Raw genomic sequence first — 16,867 nt, forward strand, 5'->3', positions numbered from 1 at the left:
GGTCCTGGTGCATTCATGACTTTCTCACCTTATAAAGAAGGGCATTTCGTGATCAGATAGGGCACGCACTTCGAGGCGCTTAGCAGCGGTGTCGTATCGCGGTTCGTTATCGCAAGCAGCAACGCTCCCTCCAGCAACGAAACGATGACGGTGCCGAGCTCGGTAGACTTAGCTTGTCCGATTCCCGTCATCTGCAATCGGCTGGAAATGACATTTTGCCACGCGGCGAAAACGGATTGGCACGCTTCACGCAGCTTATCGCTGACCGAAGACGTCTCGGCCGCCATCCAGAAGCAGAACGGCACATAGCCTTCATAATCGTTCTGCGCGACATCGTCCGCCATTTCCTTGATGCACATCGCTATGGCCTCGGCCGGATTGTCGTATTTGTCGAAGCAATCGTTCCATTTCGCAAGCACGACCTGCTTCGTACACTCGATGGACGCTATCGCAAGCTCCTCTTTTCCTTTCGGAAAATAATAATAAACGGAGCCTTTCGGACATTCGCTTTCCTTAATGATCTGACTTAGCCCCGTTGCGTGATAGCCTTGCGTGACGAACAGCTTGGAGGCTGTTTCCACAATCGATTGTTTCGCATTTTGCCTCTCTGACACCGGATCACCCTCTTCATTTATAACGATCGGTCTATATAATAAAACCAGAATACTTGTTCGCTGTCAACCATTAACTTTCATAAATCATTGGTTTGCAATCATCATTGGATTGCCTAATATCGGCATCAGATGGTATATTACCACAATATACAATCCATTGAATCAAATAGAAGATTGCGGATAGGAGATTATAACGGCATGAGCTACAAAATCGCTTTTTTTGACATTGACGGTACGTTAGTGAATGAGCGGAAGCAAATTCCGCAGGATACGATCGACGCGATTCGCGCGCTTCAGAGCCGCGGCGTGGAAGCGGTCATCGCAACGGGCAGAGCCCCTTATTTCTTCCGGCCAATCGCCGAGCAGCTCGGCATCGACAGCTTCGTCAGCCTGAACGGGGCTTACGTCGTCTACAAAGGACGGCCGATCTTCGAGAAATCGATCCCGCGCGAGCATCTGGAAGCGCTGGTCGGACATGCGGCGAAGCATAACCATTCGCTCGTCTTCGAAGGGCACAGCGAGTTCTATTCGAACGAGGAAGGCCATCCGCATATGATTGATGCGGTAACTTCGCTTCGCGTCGACTTGCCGGGCTATGACCCCGACTTCTGGAAGAACGAGAGCATCTATCAGGTATTCCTTCATTGCGAGGAGCATGAGGAGCATCTTTATAATGAAGCCGTGCCGGCGCTGCGCTACATTCGCTGGCATAAAACCGCGCTCGACGTCCTTCCGGCGGAAGGGTCGAAGGCGCAAGGCATCGAGGCGCTGCTGAAGCACCTTAATCTGTCCGTTTCGGAAGCGGTCGCCTTCGGCGACGGACTGAACGACGTAGAGATGTTGTCCGTTGTCGGACTCGGTATCGCGATGGGCAACTCCCATGAGGAAGTGAAGCCCTATGCCGACTACGTGACGGCGCATGTGGACGAGGGCGGCATACGCAAAGGGCTGCAGTATGCGGGCTTGATCGACTAGAAACAGCAACAAGATGGTCGATACTTCACAACGAAAAAACCGGCTTAGGAGCGCGAGCTCCCTAGCCGGTTTTCTTTCGTTGCGATACGCTTACTGTCGTTCGGAAACGAGCGTGAAGCGCTTGTTAAGATGTTTCGGATTCTCGATCTCGTCTACAACCGCGATCGCATAATCCGCATAACTGACGTAACTGTCGCCTTTCGCATTAACGATCAGGTTGTCCGCGCCCAGCTGATAAGCGCCCGTCCGTTTGCCTTCCGCATCGAAGAAAGCCGCAGGACTAATGAATGTCCACTGAACGCCCGTCGATTGCTCCAAATCGTTCAAGTTCTTTCCTTGGTTAAGCGCAGTTGGCTTATACAAGTCGGGGAATTCAGGCGTCTCAACGAGTCGGACCGTCTTCGCTTCATCAACGAACAGGCTCCCCGCTCCGCCGACGACGAGCAGACGCGTATTCGGAGCATCCTTCAGCGCGTTAATGAGCACTTGTCCGCTCTCCACATGCAAATGCTCCTCGCCATGCGGCGCCGCATAAGCGTTCACAACGGCATCGAATGCATTCAGATCCGCCGACGTCAGGGTGAATATATCTTTCTCTATAACGGTTGCCCCCGCTTCGCTAACTTTCGCCGCGGTGCGAACGATGGCCGTTACCTCGTGGCCTCTTGCTGCCGCTTCCTTCAAGATTAATCTCCCTGCTTTGCCGCTTGCTCCAATGACTGCTATTTTCATTTTAGTCCCTCCTGTTATCTTGTAACTATTATCATTACACTTCCTGTAACTACAATAGTTACAATTAAGCGCATTGTCAACTGTTTTGCTTTTCAGGTTATTTGCATTTCGATATATCAAAAGCTGCCCATGAAGGGTCAACGACCTTCACAAGCAGCTTTTCACTTTGTTTATATCGGCAATAAGACATTAGCCTCTCTTTGTATTCAGCTCTCTGCGCACGACCGGCATGACGTCCGCCGCGAGCAGCTCGATCGCTTCGGCGACCTTCGCGTACGGCTGGCCTCCGATATCGAACTGCACCATATACCGGTTATGGCCGAACAGCTCATGCTGCGCTAAGATCTTCTCGACGATCTGCTGCGGACTGCCTACGGCAAGTGCCGTCTCCGGGCTCGCCATCAGCTCGAACTGCTGCTTCGTCAGCTTCTCTCCGCGTTCGCGGCCGCCCATGAATTCGTACACGTAATTAGCGTAATACGGATAATAGTCGGCTATAGCCCGCTCGGTCGTCTTGGCGATGAAACCATGACTCGTTATGGCTACCTTGGAGTCGATCGCCGGATGCATCGCAGCCTGCACCGCCTCCCGGTATGCTGTAACGAGATGCTGGAAGCGGTGAGGATCGCCGCCTAAGATTGCAAGTGCCATGCCTACGCCCAGCTTGCCGGCCATCTGCGCACTGGACGGCGTTCCGCCTACGCCTACCCAGATCGGCATCCTCGTCTGGAACGGCCTAGGAGCAATTTCGGCATCCTCCAGCGATGATCGAAGCTCGCCGTTCCACGTAATCCGCTCATGCTCGCCGAGCTCCAGCAGCAGTCCCATTTTCTCCGCGAACAATTCCTTGTAATCTTCGAGCTCGTAACCGAACAACGGGAATGATTCCACGTATGCCCCGCGACCCGCAATGATTTCGGCGCGCCCGTCGGACAGCAGATCCAGCGTCGCGAAGTCCTCGAACACTCTTACGGGATCCGCTGTCCCAAGTACGGTCGTTGCGCTTGTCAGACGAATGCGTTTCGTAGCCTGCGCGATTGCCGCCAGCAATACGGGCGGGGAAGTAATCGCGAAGTCCAGACGATGATGCTCGCCAACGCCGAATACGTCAAGCCCCGCGTCATCCGCAAGCTTCGCCGCCGCAATAACCTCCTTGATGCGCGCTGCTGCGCATAACGCCCTGCCCGTATGCGGATCCGCAGCCAAGTCTCCTAATGTATATATACCAAATTCGAATTCTGCTTCATGGCTTCCCTTCTCGTGACTGAGCATCTGCCGTTCCCCCTATTAAATCGTAAGCATTCTATATTTCCCTATTTATGCAACTTCCATCAAGCCCGTTAATACAGTTACTTTATGTAAGTAATTATACATAAGTTATTTAGTAACGTCAAATTCATCATACCCTTACAACAGAAAAAACGCTCTATTCGACCTCATCCGAAGTCAAATAGAACGTTCCGTGTAATGCGCCGACGAATTGATTTTATACCCTTAAACCGTTTGTTTCGTAAGATCCAGCCAGTCCATCTCGTCTTTCGTCAGCTTGATTAGGGAGCCTTCGTCGCAGGATTGCAGCTCTTCCTTCGATTGCGCGCCGATCAATGCGCAAGTCGGGAACGATTGATTAAGAACGTATGCGAGGGCGATCTGAATCGCGCTGACGCCTTTGTCCGCCGCAAGCTGCTTCGCGCGCTCAAGACGCTGCCAGTTGTCCTCGCTATAGAATACCCTCACAATATCGGCATTGTCGCGCACTTCAGGCGAGAATCTGCCCGTGAAGAAACCTCTCGCCTGCGACGACCAGGATAACAGCGGCAATTGGTTGGCCTCGTGCCAAGCGCAAGTTTCCGCATCGGCCGATACGCAGCCCGCCCAGAACGGCTCGTTCGCTTTCGCAAGGCTTAGATTCGGACTGCTGAACGTGAAGCCGACAAGTCCGCGTTCCGCTGCGTAACGGTTAGCTTCTTCAATACGCTGCCATGTCCAGTTCGAGACGCCGATTGCTTGTACTTCGCCTGCCGCTACATGCTCGTTCAGCGCTTCGATAATCTCGCCCGCAGGAACGGACGGGTCATCGCGATGCAAGGCATACAGGTCGATATAATTCGTTTGCAGCCGCTTCAAGCTTTCTTTCAAGTCGGCGCGAATCGCTTCCCTGTTCACGCGCGGTCCATGCTGGTCATGATGCGCGCCCTTCGTCAGCACAACGATTTGCTCCCGGTTGCCACGCTCGCTCATATAGCGGCCAATGACTTCCTCGCTTTGTCCGCCGCAATAAATATGGGCGGTATCGATCGAGTTGCCGCCGATTGCGAGGTAGGCGTCCAAGTTCGCAGCCGCCTTCTCATAAGAATGGTGAAAGAAATAGTCCGAGCCTTTCATAAGCACTGACACCGGCTTCTTAGCGCCTTGAATCGTAATGTAGTCCATCTTCTTTGTTTCCTCCCTCTATCGTCACTAAATTGTAATTCTGGAGCGCGTACGCGCCGATTCCAGACAAGCGTCAATCACTCTCATATTCGCTATGGCATCCGCCGTATCGAAACGCATTGCGTCGTTGCCCGCAATTGCGTGTGCCAAGTGGTCGGCTTGTTCCGTGTACGCGTTCACATGCGCGACCTCGATTTCTTTGCGTTCGCCTTTGGCGGTAACGAAGAAGTTGCCGCTTCCGGGCGTTGGGGTAACGAATGCGCTTGGCACTTCGATAATGCCATCCGAGCCAAGCACCTCCAGCGGATTGCGGAACGCCGCCCACATGCCGCAATCGAAGCTGAGGGATACGGAGTCGTCGAATTCGATCAGTCCCGACGCCATCATATCGACATCATCATGCTCCTGCGAGAACAAGGCTTGTACCGTAACCGCTTTCGGCTCTTGCCCCAGCAGCAGTCTTGCCGCATTGATCGGATAGCAGCCTACGTCATAGATCGAGCCGCCGCCCCAGTCCTTCCGGTATCTGACGTTCTTCTTGTCGCCGGCATTGTTGAACGTGAAGGCGCTGCGTATCGCTCTTACTTCGCCGATCTGACCGGATGCGATTATGTCCTTGATCATCTCATAGCGCGGATGGTAGCGGTACATGAACGCTTCCGACAACAGCACGCCTGCCTTTGCGCAAGCTTCCGCCATCTCGGCCGCTTCCTTCCTGTTAAGGGCGAGCGGCTTCTCGCACAAGATGTGTTTGCCCGCTTCTGCCGCGCGGATCGTCCATTCGCGGTGCAGATGGTTCGGCAGCGGAATGTAGATCACATCGATCGAATCGTCTGCCAGCAGCTCTTCGTAGCTGCCATAAGCCGTAGCAATGTTCAACTCCTCGGCAGTCCGCTTCGCATTGTCCAGATCGCGGCTCGCGATTGCCGCAGCAATGTTCAGACCGGATAATTGCAATCCTGGAATGACCGCGCGCTTCGCGATTCCCGCACAGCCCATGATGCCCCATTTTAACTTATTGCTGGTCATGCTATAATCACCTCATCTATTGTTCTACGACTATATTGTGATTATATGATGATCAAATCAAAATTAAAATGATATTATTTTGTACGTATCTAAAACAATATTGTCATCATCGAGGTGATAACCATGCAACGCCAGAGCCATCTATTGACGCTTTCGCAAACGCCTTACTTCTGTCTTCCCGAATCGGTCGGCGCATACAGTGATTTTCCCGAGCATCACACGGTGCGGGCCGCGGATGCGCACAATAACTTCAATATTCATTATGTCGCCTCCGGCAAAGGGTATGTCGAATGGGACGGCAAGACACATCCGCTTACGCAAGGGGATGCCGTCCTCTACTTCCCGATGCAATACCAGCATTATTACAGCAGCAAGGACGAGCCTTGGGACGTGCGCTGGGTCCACTTCTATGGAAGCGGCGTCCGCGATTACTTCCTTGAACGCGGCCTTCACAAAAGCCAGCTATGGACGCTAAGGCAGACGAAAGGCTGGGAGCAGGCGCATATGGAGCTGCTCGTCGAGGCGGAGACGCATCGGATGCTCCATCCGATCCGGTTGTCGACGCTGACGTATACGCTGCTCGCGCTGTTCGCCGAGCAAGCCGTGCCGTTGACGGGCAGCAGCAAGGCAAGCACGGCCGGCAACCGCATAATGGAGCTGCTGCCGCTCATGCAGGAGGAAGCGATGCATCCGTTCATCCTCGAGCAATGGGCCGAACGTGCAGGCGTTACGCCGCATTATTTCTGCAAGCTGTTCAAGAGCACGATGAAGATGACGCCGATGGATTTCATTACCCGCTGCCGCCTGCAGATGGCCAAGCAATGGCTGCTCGATCGCAAAGACGCGAACATCGGCCGGATCGCCCAAGATGCCGGCTACCCTAGCGTAAGCTACTTTAACAAGCGGTTCATCGAGCACGAAGGCATGACGCCGACGGCCTATCGCCAGCTGTTCGGCATGTAGGTGCCGAAGTCTTTGATATAATTATGATCGGCAATACGAAATGGAATAAAGGGCGGGGATACCTATGAAATTGGAACGATTGATCTCTATGATCTACAAGCTGTTGAACCATGAAGTTTTATCTGCCTCCATGCTGGCCGAAGAGTTTCAAGTTTCCCCAAGAACCATCTATAGGGATATCGATGTGATCTGCGCCGCCGGCTTTCCGGTCATATCGTATCAGGGAAATAAAGGCGGATTTGGCATAATGGACGGATATAAAATGGATAAAAGCTTGCTCGGTTCGTATGATGTCGCTTCCCTGATCACCGTGCTCGGCAGCCTCTCCTCCGTGTTTGAAGACGAGCGTGCGCAAGGAACCATCGAACGGCTGCAAACGATTGGAACGGAGCATCAAACTCCGAGTCTAACGGTGGACTTCGAAACCCGCCGTACGGATCCCGACGCGCTTCCTCATTTGCGCACGGCCATTACGGAGCGAATTATCGTCCGTTTTGATTACATCAATGCACAGAATGAACGCACAACCCGCGAAATGGAACCGGTGAGGCTTCATTTTAAATATGGTAATTGGTATATCTATGGTTATTGCCGAACGCGGATGGATTATCGAGAGTTCCGACTATCCCGGATGATGAATTTGTTCCTGACGCGGGATACCTTTCAGCTGCATGACGAGGTAACGAAAGAGGCTGGTTCTTCAAACACGGCATGGCAAGATCAGGTGGAGGAAGTCGTAATCCGGGTGGGACCCGAGGCTTTGGCGGAAGCGATGGACCAGTTTCACCAGATGGATAAGCAATTTCATGACGATGGAAGCATGACCATGCGAATCCCCGTTTATAGGCCACTGAAAGCCCGTTGGCTTTGGTCGATATTGCTCAGTTTTGGCAGCGGCGCCGAAGTGCTCGAACCTATAGAGCTAAGAAGCATCTTAAAAGAACAGCTTCAAAATACGCTCAGACTTTATGAAGTAGTATGACACACAGTTGTCATATTACTTTTTTTATAATTACGACAGATTCATAAAACGAATCCATAACAAGTCAAAAGGAGTCGAAACGAAATGACGAATCATTCAGTCGAAATGTTTAATTACCACACCTGGGCGGGCCAAACGATCCTGGGAAGAATAGGAGAAACCGATGTTTAATGTCATACAGGAAATAAATTGGATTGCCGTCTTGCTGGCTGCATTGGCGTCCTCGTTATTGGGAGGCGTTTGGTTTACTTTGATTTTTGGAAAGGCTTATGCTATTGCGCTAGGAAAAGAAAGTACGCCAAATGAAAAGCCGGCTCCAATTTTTATTGTCGGACCATTTGCTTGCGGCTTGGTAACTACAGTCGCAATGGCAATTTTGATCTATGCCTTCGGTATCGAATCCATTGTTAACGCTATAATCTTTGGTTGCATTGTCGGTATTGGATTGTTGGCCTCAACGACCGTCAATACGGCAATAAACCCAAACATACCTCGTCCGCTTTTATACGGACTTATTAGCGGGAGTTATTTTTTGCTTTCAGGTTTGATTATTAGCGTCATTCTTGTCGTTATGAAATAAGCGTATGCAAAAGATAAAGCTGCCCAGTCATCTTAAGAATACTCGGCTTGCGTCCTAGAAAGGAGAATGTTTTTTTGTATGGAAAATGAAAATTTAATTACAGTAAAAGCGAGAGAAGATTTGAGGGTTTGGCTGCAGGAGAACGGCAAGACTGAAAAATCCTGTTGGGTCGCAGTTCGCATGACGCCGAACCCGGATACATTGCTATATTTGGACGCGGTCGAAGAATCATTGTGCTTTGGATGGATCGATGGAGTCAAAAAGAAAATATCCGAAACGGGGTTGGCTCAGAGATTGTCTCCTAGGAGCAAAAGAAGTTCGTGGACCGAATTGAATAAAGAACGTGTCCGCCGTCTCGAAAAGTTGGGGTTAATGAGCGACGAAGGAAGAAGGGTACTTCCCGATATGGACCACGATTCTTTTAAAATAGATACGGTTATTCAGCAAAGGCTAACGGAGGACAAGAAAGTATATGAGAATTTTTCGGCATTTCCGGCTCTTTACCAAAGAATTCGGATCGACACGATACAAAGCATTAAAGATCGGCCGGAACTATTTAAAAGCAGATTAGACAAATTTATAACAAACACGAAAGAAAATAAAATGTACGGTCAATGGCATGATAATGGCCGCCTTCTGGATTATTAAGATGCGCTAGGTTCGAATCGCCGGACCAACCTGCAGCCTGGATACGACAAAAAAAAGGCTTTCCCGCAAATCCATCCTTACTCGGACTTGCAGGAAAGCCTTCTATAATCTTACTTCGCCAATTGCGAATCGAATACCGCTGCTTGAACCATCCAGCCGAACGGATCCTCGAGTTCGCCCTTCTGAATACCTGTTAGCGTGTCGTATAGCTTCTGCGAAAGCTCCCCGGTCTTGCCGTTATTGATCACAAGCACCTCGTCTTGCCAGTTGAGCTCGCCGATTGGCGAAATAACGGCTGCCGTACCCGTACCGAACGCTTCCTCAAGCTTACCTTGCTTGCTCGCCTCGTACAGCTCGCCAATTTCGATCGCACGCTCCTCAACCTCGTATCCCCAATGTCTTAGCAAGTGGATGATCGAGTTGCGAGTAATGCCGTCCAAGATGCTGCCGCTAAGCGCAGGCGTATGGATAACGCCGCCGATCTTGAAGAAGACGTTCATGCTGCCAACTTCTTCAATATACTTGCGGTGAACGCCGTCCAGCCACAATACTTGCGTATAGCCTTTGTCTTTGGCAAGCTCTTGCGCTTTAAGACCGGCCGCATAGTTGCCAGCCGTTTTCGCTTCGCCAACGCCGCCCTTTACCGAACGAACATAGTCGGATTCGACGTAGATTTTAACCGGATTAACGCCTTCCGGATAATAGGCGCCTACCGGCGACATGATGATGATGAACATATATTCCGTCGACGGGGCTACGCCAAGCTGCGCTTGCGTCGCAATGACGTACGGACGAATATATAACGAGTTTCCTTCCTCGGAAGGAATCCAGTCTTGATCGACTTGAATAAGCTGCTTAAGCGCTTCAACCGCCTTATTCGGGTCCAACTCCGGAACGCTAAGACGCTCATTCGAACGGTTCATCCGCAGGAAGTTCTTCTCTGGTCTAAACAACAGTACGCGTCCGTCCTTCGTGCGATACGCTTTCAATCCTTCGAAGATCGTCTGGCCATAGTGGAACACCTTCGCGGCCGGATCGAGCACAATCGGCTGGTAAGGAATAACGCGCGGGTTGAACCACCCTTTGCCTTCCTCGTAATTCATAATAAACATATGATCCGTATAATAATTGCCGAAACCTAGCTTGGACTCCTCGGGCTTAACCTTCTTTGTTGTTGCGCGTTCGATTTGCAAGCCTTCAAGCATATACATCTCTCCTTTTTTTTAGGGCTGTTAATTGAATGCTAACACTTCATGCGATATATTTAAAATATCTATTTTATACAAACCCCATACCTTAAAGGTATACACAAGCGAGGGAACTCAAATGGATTTGCGCCAGCTCAAATATTTCGTTGCCATCGCCGAGGAAGGGCAAATCACGCGCGCCGCCAAAAGGCTCAATATGGAGCAGCCGCCTCTTAGCCGTCAGCTCAAGCTTATCGAAGAGGAGCTTGGCGTGACGCTGTTCGACCGCGGCGGCAAGGGGCTCAAGCTCACCGACGCCGGTCGGCTGCTGATGGAGAAAGCCGAGTCGCTTCTATTCCAGTTCGACGACGCCATCCGCGAAGTTCAGGAGACCGAGGAAGGCGCGCGCGGCGTATTGTCCATTGGCTCTGTCGTGTCATGCATCTCGCTGCTGCCGAAGCAGATCGAGCGCTATCGCGAGCTCTACCCGCATGTGACCTACAAAATACTCGAAGGCGATCATTTCTACCTTGGCGAGCAGCTTGAGAAAGGCGCGATCGACTTGATCGTTGCGCGTCTTCCGTTCGAGGCGCAATCGATCGTTAGCGATTATACCGTGCTGCCGCTGCCTTCCGATCCGTTCGTAGCCGTCATTCCCAGCTCCTGGACTGAGCTGTCGAGCCGCCAATCGATCAACATGGTCGAGCTTGCCCAATTCCCGTTCCTGACGCTAAAGACGGACAAGACGCTCCGTATGCACGAGCAGGTCGTCAACGAATGCAGACGCCATGGCTTCGAGCCTAATATTATATGCGAATGCTCCAGCGTCGCGATCATCATGTCGCTGATCGCCGCCGGCATCGGAACGACCGTATTTCCGAAATCCGTCCTTTCCTCATTCCCGTCCGATGTCGTCAAGATGCTTCGAATCGAGGACGCGGACTTCCAATCGGGGGTCGGCATCCTATGGCTGAACGACCGCTACTTGCCGAAGCGCGCGCAATATTTTATCGACAGCTTCCGTCCCGGCTACAGCTAGCTTATCTAAAGTCAGAAGCCTTACTTCGAAAACTGGTCGTCGAGAAATTCCGCTAGCACGTTAGGCAAGCCGATCTGGCCGAGCTGCTTGTTGTTGTTCATGAGCAGTTGAAGCAGCTCGTCGCTGAAATCGTTGTCCTGCTCCTCCTTGATCGCCTCGATCTCGTCATGCAGCCGCTCCATCTTATGATCGAGGGCCGAGGCGGAGACCGCCGCTTCGCGCAGCTCGTTCAATAAGCGCTCCGGAATTTCCTGATTGTACTTGTAGAAAATTTTGTGCTCCAAACTAGCCCAGAAATCCATCGCGATTGTCCGTATTTGCACCTCGACGAACACGTTTTCGCGGCGATCCGAGATGTACACGGGCACTTCAATAATCAGATGCAAGCTTTGGTAACCGTTCGGCTTCGGATCCTTGATATAATCCTTAACCTCCACGATGTTCAGGTCCGATTGGTTGCGAAGCATATCGCTAATCCGATAAATATCGGAGATGAACGAGCACGTTATGCGCATGCCTGCAATATCCCTTATACTGTTGCGGATGCTTGTCAGGCTAAGACCCGTTTGCTTACGGTAAAGCTTCTCGAAAATACTCTTCGGCGACTTCAGCCGCGACTTCGTATTTTCGATCGGATTGTATTCATGGAGCAAATGGAATTCTTCCTGCAAAATCTCGATTCTCGTTTCCAGCTCGCTTAACGCGAATTTGTACATCATCATGAATCTAGTCATTTGAGTCTTCAAGTCTTTAATCATTAACATTTGATCCATCGCAGTGATAATCTCCTTCCAGGCTTTCGTTCAACAGCGTAACGATACGCCTCAGTTCGCGAAGATCCTCTTCCGGTATTCTATCCGTTATGATTTTGATTAACTGCTCATCATTGGCTCGGAAGGAGGAAATGTATTGCTTGCCCAGCTCGGTGATGGCCAAGTAGACGACTCGGCGGTCCCGCTCGCCTCTGTATCGGTCGATAAGGCCTCTATCGTACAGCTTGTCTCCCATTAGCGTAACGGCTCCGGCGGTTAGGAGCAGCAACTCGGCCAAATCCGTCGATTTCAAAGGACTATGCCTGCTCAAATGCTGCATCATCCGTATCTGGCTAATGGAGAACGTATCGTCAACGCCCTTATACCATTCGGCTTTAAGCTTCTTGTACGTGCTTTTGAACAATGGCGATAATGTGATCCACTCTTCATAATTGCTCATCATTGCACCTCACTTATTCATTTTACCACTCAAACGCTGTAACGAGGATTAAGTTTTGTTGACTATTTTGGCACAAAATATCTATAATGACCTTGGTAACGTTCTTGTTAGCTAATCTACCAAACTATTTCCATGAACCGAGGTGATTCGAATGAGTATCGATAAATATGAAAATGTTGAAAAATTAATCGATATATTTCAACGCTTCGGCAAGGCCGACTGGCGCAAGAAGACGATATTAGGGCTCAAAGCCAGTGAAATGAGAGTGTTGCTGTGCGTAAAGCAAGGCTCGGTTAATTCTACAAAAGGGACAACCGTTAAATATATTAGCAAACGGCTTCATGTCACATCGCCGACCGTTACCCAAATGGTTAACAACCTCATTGAAGGCGGATATGTCTACCGCAAGTCGGACACGGCCGATCGGCGGATTACTGAAATAATGCTTACCGAGAAAGGCGAGCAGCTGGCGGATGCCGCCAAGAAGCGCTATCACGATATGTTCATCGGAATGATCGATCATTTAGGCAAGGAGCAGAGCGATCAATTAATCGAACTGCTGAATCAAGTCTTCGAATATTTGGATCCGGATATCAAAAAGGATTCCGAATAGGCACGATGGCCGACCCAAAATCCCTCCTCATGAGTCGCTTATTCAAGTTATTGAATAGCCGGCTCTTTTTTCGTCAAATCCTTTGTTTTACGATCGGCTGGCGAAGCTTCGGCTTTCATGTCGTTGGACGTACGAAGCGGAATCTCCTTCAAGAAGAACACTGCGACGAGCGCAACGATAAGGAGCGACATGCCGAATAAAAATACGACCGTTAGCGAATCGCTAAGTACATCGCGAATAAATGCAATCGTCTGATTGAACAGGTCGTGAATCTCGGTTGGGAGCGTTTCTTGCAGCTCCTTCAGCTTCGGCTGGTCAAGCAGCAATTGCGGATTCATGAAGCTTCCCATCTCTTGTGCCACTTCAGGATCGACTTTGGACAAATCCGGGCCCTCTCCTGCTGCCAGGGCATCCCTCAGCTTATGCGTAAGCGTCGTGTTCATAACCGTACCCATAACGGCGATACCGATCGTGCCGCCAAGGTTACGGAACAGCGTAGCCGTACCCGTAGCGACGCCTAGCTGACTCGGAGCGACGGCGTTTTGAACCGTAAGCGTGAAGACCGGCATCGAAATGCCAAGACCGATACCGAAAACGATCATGCTCGCGATAGCGATCCATACATTCGTCATGAAGGCCATCATCAGCATACCGATCACCATGAACGGCATACCGGCAATCGCGAACCGTTTGTATTTGCCGGATTTCGAAATCCAACGACCGGACAACGTACTCAATACGATCATCGCGATCGACATCGGCATATTGACGAAACCGGATACCGTAGGAGAGATCCCCAGAACGCCTTGCGTGAAGAACGGCAAATACATCATTGCGCCCATCATGCCGGCGTTCATAAGGAAACCGATGACGTTCGATACCGTTACGATGCTGTTCTTGAACATCGAGAGCGGCAATACCGGACTTTTCGCTTTGCGTTCAACAAGCAATAGAATAACTAAGAATACAGCGGATGCGGCGAGCAGACCGATAATTTCGAACGAGCCCCACTCGTATTTCGTTCCCGCCCAGGAGAACCCGAGAAGCAAGGCAATGATCGTAAGGGAAAGGAACAACGAGCCCCAGTAATCGATTGGTTCAGTCGTCGTCCGCCCAGTCTTAGGAAACATCCTCCAAATCATGACGAAGGCAACAAGGCCAAGCGGTAAGAAAATCCAGAATATCCATTCCCAGTCCATATGGTCGACCATAAAGCCGCCAAGCGTCGGTCCGATGACACTGGAGAAGCCGAAGATCGCCATCATGACGCCGGTCCACTTCGCGCGCTCGCGCGGAGCGAATAAGTCACCGACAGCCGTAACGGTCGCCGACATGAGAATACCGCCGCCAAGACCTTGAATACCGCGGTAAGTAATCATTTGGAATATCGTCGTTGACGTACCTGATAAGAAAGCGCCGATTATAAATATGACGATACCGAATAATAGGAACGGCTTCCGTCCGTAAATGTCGGATAATTTACCAACGAGCACCGTTGCAATCGTCGAGGTAAGCATGTAGATGGTAATGACCCAAGTGTAGTACTCGATTCCCCCGAGCATGGCAATAATCCGTGGCATTGCCGTACTTACGATCGTTTGGTTGATTGCGGCGAAGAACATCGCAGCCATTAACGCGATCATGATCGTCACTTTTTTCTTTTGTGATAACTGCTCCATGAAGTTTACTCTCCTTGCTTTTATGAATTAATATTTCCCTTTAGCAGTAAAAATACTACCGCTAAATAGTTAGGTAGCCTACCTTTTCATGTATCATACAACAATTTTAGTACTAAGACAACTGGCATATTCCGAAAGCATTTTGAACAAATGTTGGGCGGGGTTGTCTGGGTATGGGCAAAAAAAATACCGCTAAGAGCGTACTGGCGTACGGCTCTAGCGGCGTATAACACTACACACTGGATACTGGCTTTTGTTTTAACTTGGCTAGCAAACCTCCCAAATACGCAGGTGCTGATATTATTAGAACATATAATAAGTTCAGAGCTAATGGATCGCTCCCTGGCACTCCGATCAAGGTTAAGGCTTGATAAACACCAACCAATAACGGTATAAGAGCTAGCAGCAACGACTGGTTCCATGTCGCTTCTTTTCTCGTACTTCTCTGCGTACTGAAGCCGCCGAATAGATCGATATCGCTACAAGTATGACGTAATACAAACCCTCATGCTCTTGTTGCCATTTTTCCAAGCCCGTTGCTATTACCACCGCGTGTAAAATAATTGAGAATGCAAAACTAGTAAGAACAACTACAACAATACCCCAGAGCAATGCTTTAAAATCAATCCTCGACATATTTGCCTCCCTGAATAAATCTTCTATTCTAGAACAATCATTTCATCTACCAAATCTGAAATGACTGATTCGTTATCAGATGGAATAATCATCAAGCGATGATTCCTTCTCACAATCCCAGCACAGATTTCTAAACGGACTCTTATCCTCTCTTTCCAATAACTGTCCAAATAAGGAAAGCAAAAAATACTTTTCCCATGCGCAAGACCGATAGCTACCGTTGCATTCCATCTTTCATTGCTTATGTAATGCAGCGGACGGTTCATTCTGGAAGGTGATAGCTCCAACTCTTCAACGGCACTCCGAACCGCTTCCTCAGACAGTTTTGGATCCTCTTCAAGCAATTGCTGTACAGTCGGATAGTACTTCATGCCAAACTTATTTCTTTTATAAAGGCTTTGTTAAACCTTAATGTTGATATTTGATAGCTACGAACGAATGTTCTATAATAAAGGTAACAATTCGGTTCGGAGATGATTTGTCTATGGATTTAAAGGAGCTAAAAAAGCTTGCTGATACATTAGACGATAGTGGTAAGCAAGAACTTATCTTCTTTTTGCAATCCCGAACCAAGGGTGTGGCGGCTCCCGTTCGAGCAATTGACGAAATCCAAGAGCAGAAGCACAATGATGGGCTTGTTTGTCCGCATTGCAAAACCCATTCTGTCGTTCGTTTTGGGAAGTACGCCATAAAAACACGTGCTGGAGAGGTTAAACGTCAGCGTTACCGTTGTAAATACTGTCGCCAAACCTTTAATGACCTTACAAACACCCCGACCTCATGTGTGGGTTCGTTTTATTGAATGCATGATTGAGGGTTATTCGCTGAGGAAATGTGCCGAGCAATTAAACGACGAAGTCACACATGTCACATTGTTTTACTGGCGACATAAGATTCTTGCTGCCCTGAGACAGATTCCAACAGAATCATTCCAAGGTATCGTTGAAATGGACGAGACCTACTTTTTGTACTCGGAAAAGGGCAAGCGGAACATCACCGAACGCAAGCCACGTAAACGAGGCGGAAAAGCCAAATATCGTGGCATAAGCAAGGACCAAGTGTGTGTCCTCGTTGCCCGCGACCGTCAGAAAATGACTTACTCTGGCGTTCTTGGGCGTGGTCGCATTCGGACAACGAAATTAGATGAGGCGATTGGCGGTCATCTATCGGACTCAAACGTGCTTTGCACGGATTCCTGGCGGGCATTCAGCTCCTATGCGAATGCAAAGGGCTTGGCTCATTACCGATTCAAGTCCGACGGAAAACAACGTATCAAAGGCGTATACCATATCCAAAACGTAAACAGCTATCACAGCCGCTTGAAGAAGTGGATGGACCGCTTCAATGGTGTTGCAACCAAATATTTGCAACATTATTTGGCTTGGTTTCGTTATTTAGACAGCAAGGATTATGAGAATACAGCATCGAATAAGAAAAACATGTTGGTCATTTCTTGCCTATTTTCTGTGAGTCAGACCAATCGTAAACTTCGTCAATCTACTTTTCTTGATAAATTAACAGGCTATCAATTTAACGTGTAAAAGA

The 16,867-nt window shown here is 49.7% G+C and carries 17 protein-coding genes and 1 pseudogene; 8 read left to right on the plus strand and 10 right to left on the minus strand.

Annotation, left to right across the window (positions count from 1 at the left end; all coding sequences use genetic code 11):
* Positions 1-29: 29 nt before the first annotated feature.
* Complete coding sequence (locus J2T14_RS03640; protein WP_307467826.1) at positions 30-614, minus strand: TetR/AcrR family transcriptional regulator; 585 nt, start codon at positions 612-614, stop codon at positions 30-32.
* Positions 615-812: 198 nt separating this feature from the next.
* Here J2T14_RS03640 and J2T14_RS03645 point away from each other — a divergent pair, with 198 nt between their 5' ends.
* Positions 813-1,589 carry a Cof-type HAD-IIB family hydrolase gene (locus tag J2T14_RS03645; RefSeq protein WP_307202270.1) on the plus strand — a complete coding sequence of 259 codons (777 nt, stop codon included), beginning with the start codon at positions 813-815 and terminating at the stop codon, positions 1,587-1,589.
* 90 nt (positions 1,590-1,679) lie between these two features.
* Here J2T14_RS03645 and J2T14_RS03650 read toward each other — a convergent pair whose 3' ends face one another.
* The 4 genes from J2T14_RS03650 to J2T14_RS03665 all read right to left on the minus strand — a co-directional run bounded on the left by J2T14_RS03650 (position 1,680) and on the right by J2T14_RS03665 (position 5,783).
* Positions 1,680-2,321, minus strand: coding sequence for an NAD(P)-dependent oxidoreductase (locus J2T14_RS03650; protein WP_307467829.1), 642 nt, complete (start codon positions 2,319-2,321; stop codon positions 1,680-1,682).
* A 189-nt stretch (positions 2,322-2,510) separates the two neighbouring features.
* Positions 2,511-3,593, minus strand: a complete 1,083-nt coding sequence (locus tag J2T14_RS03655; protein WP_307467832.1) for an LLM class flavin-dependent oxidoreductase — start codon at positions 3,591-3,593, stop codon at positions 2,511-2,513.
* A 222-nt stretch (positions 3,594-3,815) separates the two neighbouring features.
* On the minus strand, positions 3,816-4,754 hold the full coding sequence (locus tag J2T14_RS03660) for an aldo/keto reductase (RefSeq protein WP_307467834.1): 939 nt from the start codon (positions 4,752-4,754) through the stop codon (positions 3,816-3,818).
* Positions 4,755-4,781: 27 nt separating this feature from the next.
* Positions 4,782-5,783 (minus strand): Gfo/Idh/MocA family protein, encoded by a 1,002-nt coding sequence (locus J2T14_RS03665; RefSeq protein ID WP_307467836.1) that lies wholly within the window; start codon positions 5,781-5,783, stop codon positions 4,782-4,784.
* Positions 5,784-5,906: 123 nt separating this feature from the next.
* Here J2T14_RS03665 and J2T14_RS03670 point away from each other — a divergent pair, with 123 nt between their 5' ends.
* The 4 genes from J2T14_RS03670 to J2T14_RS03685 all read left to right on the plus strand — a co-directional run bounded on the left by J2T14_RS03670 (position 5,907) and on the right by J2T14_RS03685 (position 8,956).
* The gene (locus tag J2T14_RS03670) at positions 5,907-6,746 is read left to right on the plus strand and encodes an AraC family transcriptional regulator (protein WP_307202280.1); all 840 of its coding nucleotides are present in this window, start codon (positions 5,907-5,909) and stop codon (positions 6,744-6,746) included.
* Between the two features lie 64 nt (positions 6,747-6,810).
* Entirely contained in the window at positions 6,811-7,728 is a 918-nt protein-coding gene (locus tag J2T14_RS03675; RefSeq protein WP_307467837.1) for a helix-turn-helix transcriptional regulator, read from the plus strand.
* 163 nt (positions 7,729-7,891) lie between these two features.
* Positions 7,892-8,308, plus strand: coding sequence for a DUF1761 domain-containing protein (locus J2T14_RS03680; RefSeq protein WP_307467838.1), 417 nt, complete (start codon positions 7,892-7,894; stop codon positions 8,306-8,308).
* A 78-nt stretch (positions 8,309-8,386) separates the two neighbouring features.
* Positions 8,387-8,956 (plus strand): YdeI/OmpD-associated family protein, encoded by a 570-nt coding sequence (locus J2T14_RS03685; protein ID WP_307467840.1) that lies wholly within the window; start codon positions 8,387-8,389, stop codon positions 8,954-8,956.
* Positions 8,957-9,066: 110 nt separating this feature from the next.
* On the opposite strand, the gene J2T14_RS03690 is transcribed toward J2T14_RS03685, so the two are convergent.
* On the minus strand, positions 9,067-10,161 hold the full coding sequence (locus J2T14_RS03690; RefSeq protein ID WP_307202288.1) for a branched-chain amino acid aminotransferase: 1,095 nt from the start codon (positions 10,159-10,161) through the stop codon (positions 9,067-9,069).
* 121 nt (positions 10,162-10,282) lie between these two features.
* Here J2T14_RS03690 and J2T14_RS03695 point away from each other — a divergent pair, with 121 nt between their 5' ends.
* Positions 10,283-11,182: a LysR family transcriptional regulator gene (locus tag J2T14_RS03695; protein WP_307467843.1), complete on the plus strand. Its 900-nt coding sequence runs from the start codon at positions 10,283-10,285 to the stop codon at positions 11,180-11,182.
* Positions 11,183-11,202: 20 nt separating this feature from the next.
* Here the strand turns inward: J2T14_RS03695 and J2T14_RS03700 are convergent, their stop codons facing one another.
* Both J2T14_RS03700 and J2T14_RS03705 read right to left on the minus strand, forming a co-directional pair.
* The gene (locus tag J2T14_RS03700; protein WP_307202292.1) at positions 11,203-11,955 is read right to left on the minus strand and encodes a GTP pyrophosphokinase; all 753 of its coding nucleotides are present in this window, start codon (positions 11,953-11,955) and stop codon (positions 11,203-11,205) included.
* Positions 11,933-12,397: a MarR family winged helix-turn-helix transcriptional regulator gene (locus J2T14_RS03705; protein WP_307467846.1), complete on the minus strand. Its 465-nt coding sequence runs from the start codon at positions 12,395-12,397 to the stop codon at positions 11,933-11,935. Before J2T14_RS03705 ends, J2T14_RS03700 begins: the two co-directional genes overlap by 23 nt.
* Positions 12,398-12,545: 148 nt before the next feature.
* On the opposite strand from J2T14_RS03705, the gene J2T14_RS03710 reads away from it, so the two are divergent.
* Entirely contained in the window at positions 12,546-13,007 is a 462-nt protein-coding gene (locus tag J2T14_RS03710; protein ID WP_307202296.1) for a MarR family winged helix-turn-helix transcriptional regulator, read from the plus strand.
* Positions 13,008-13,054: 47 nt separating this feature from the next.
* Here the strand turns inward: J2T14_RS03710 and J2T14_RS03715 are convergent, their stop codons facing one another.
* Positions 13,055-14,686, minus strand: coding sequence for an MDR family MFS transporter (locus tag J2T14_RS03715; protein WP_307202298.1), 1,632 nt, complete (start codon positions 14,684-14,686; stop codon positions 13,055-13,057).
* A 659-nt stretch (positions 14,687-15,345) separates the two neighbouring features.
* Entirely contained in the window at positions 15,346-15,693 is a 348-nt protein-coding gene (locus tag J2T14_RS03720) for a hypothetical protein (protein WP_307467849.1), read from the minus strand.
* Between the two features lie 113 nt (positions 15,694-15,806).
* On the opposite strand from J2T14_RS03720, the pseudogene J2T14_RS03725 reads away from it, so the two are divergent.
* A pseudogene (locus J2T14_RS03725) lies at positions 15,807-16,863 on the plus strand (IS1595 family transposase).
* The last annotated feature ends 4 nt before the right edge of the window (positions 16,864-16,867 follow it).

The organism is Paenibacillus harenae (assembly GCF_030812415.1).
Lineage (GTDB): Bacteria > Bacillota > Bacilli > Paenibacillales > Paenibacillaceae > Pristimantibacillus > Pristimantibacillus harenae_A.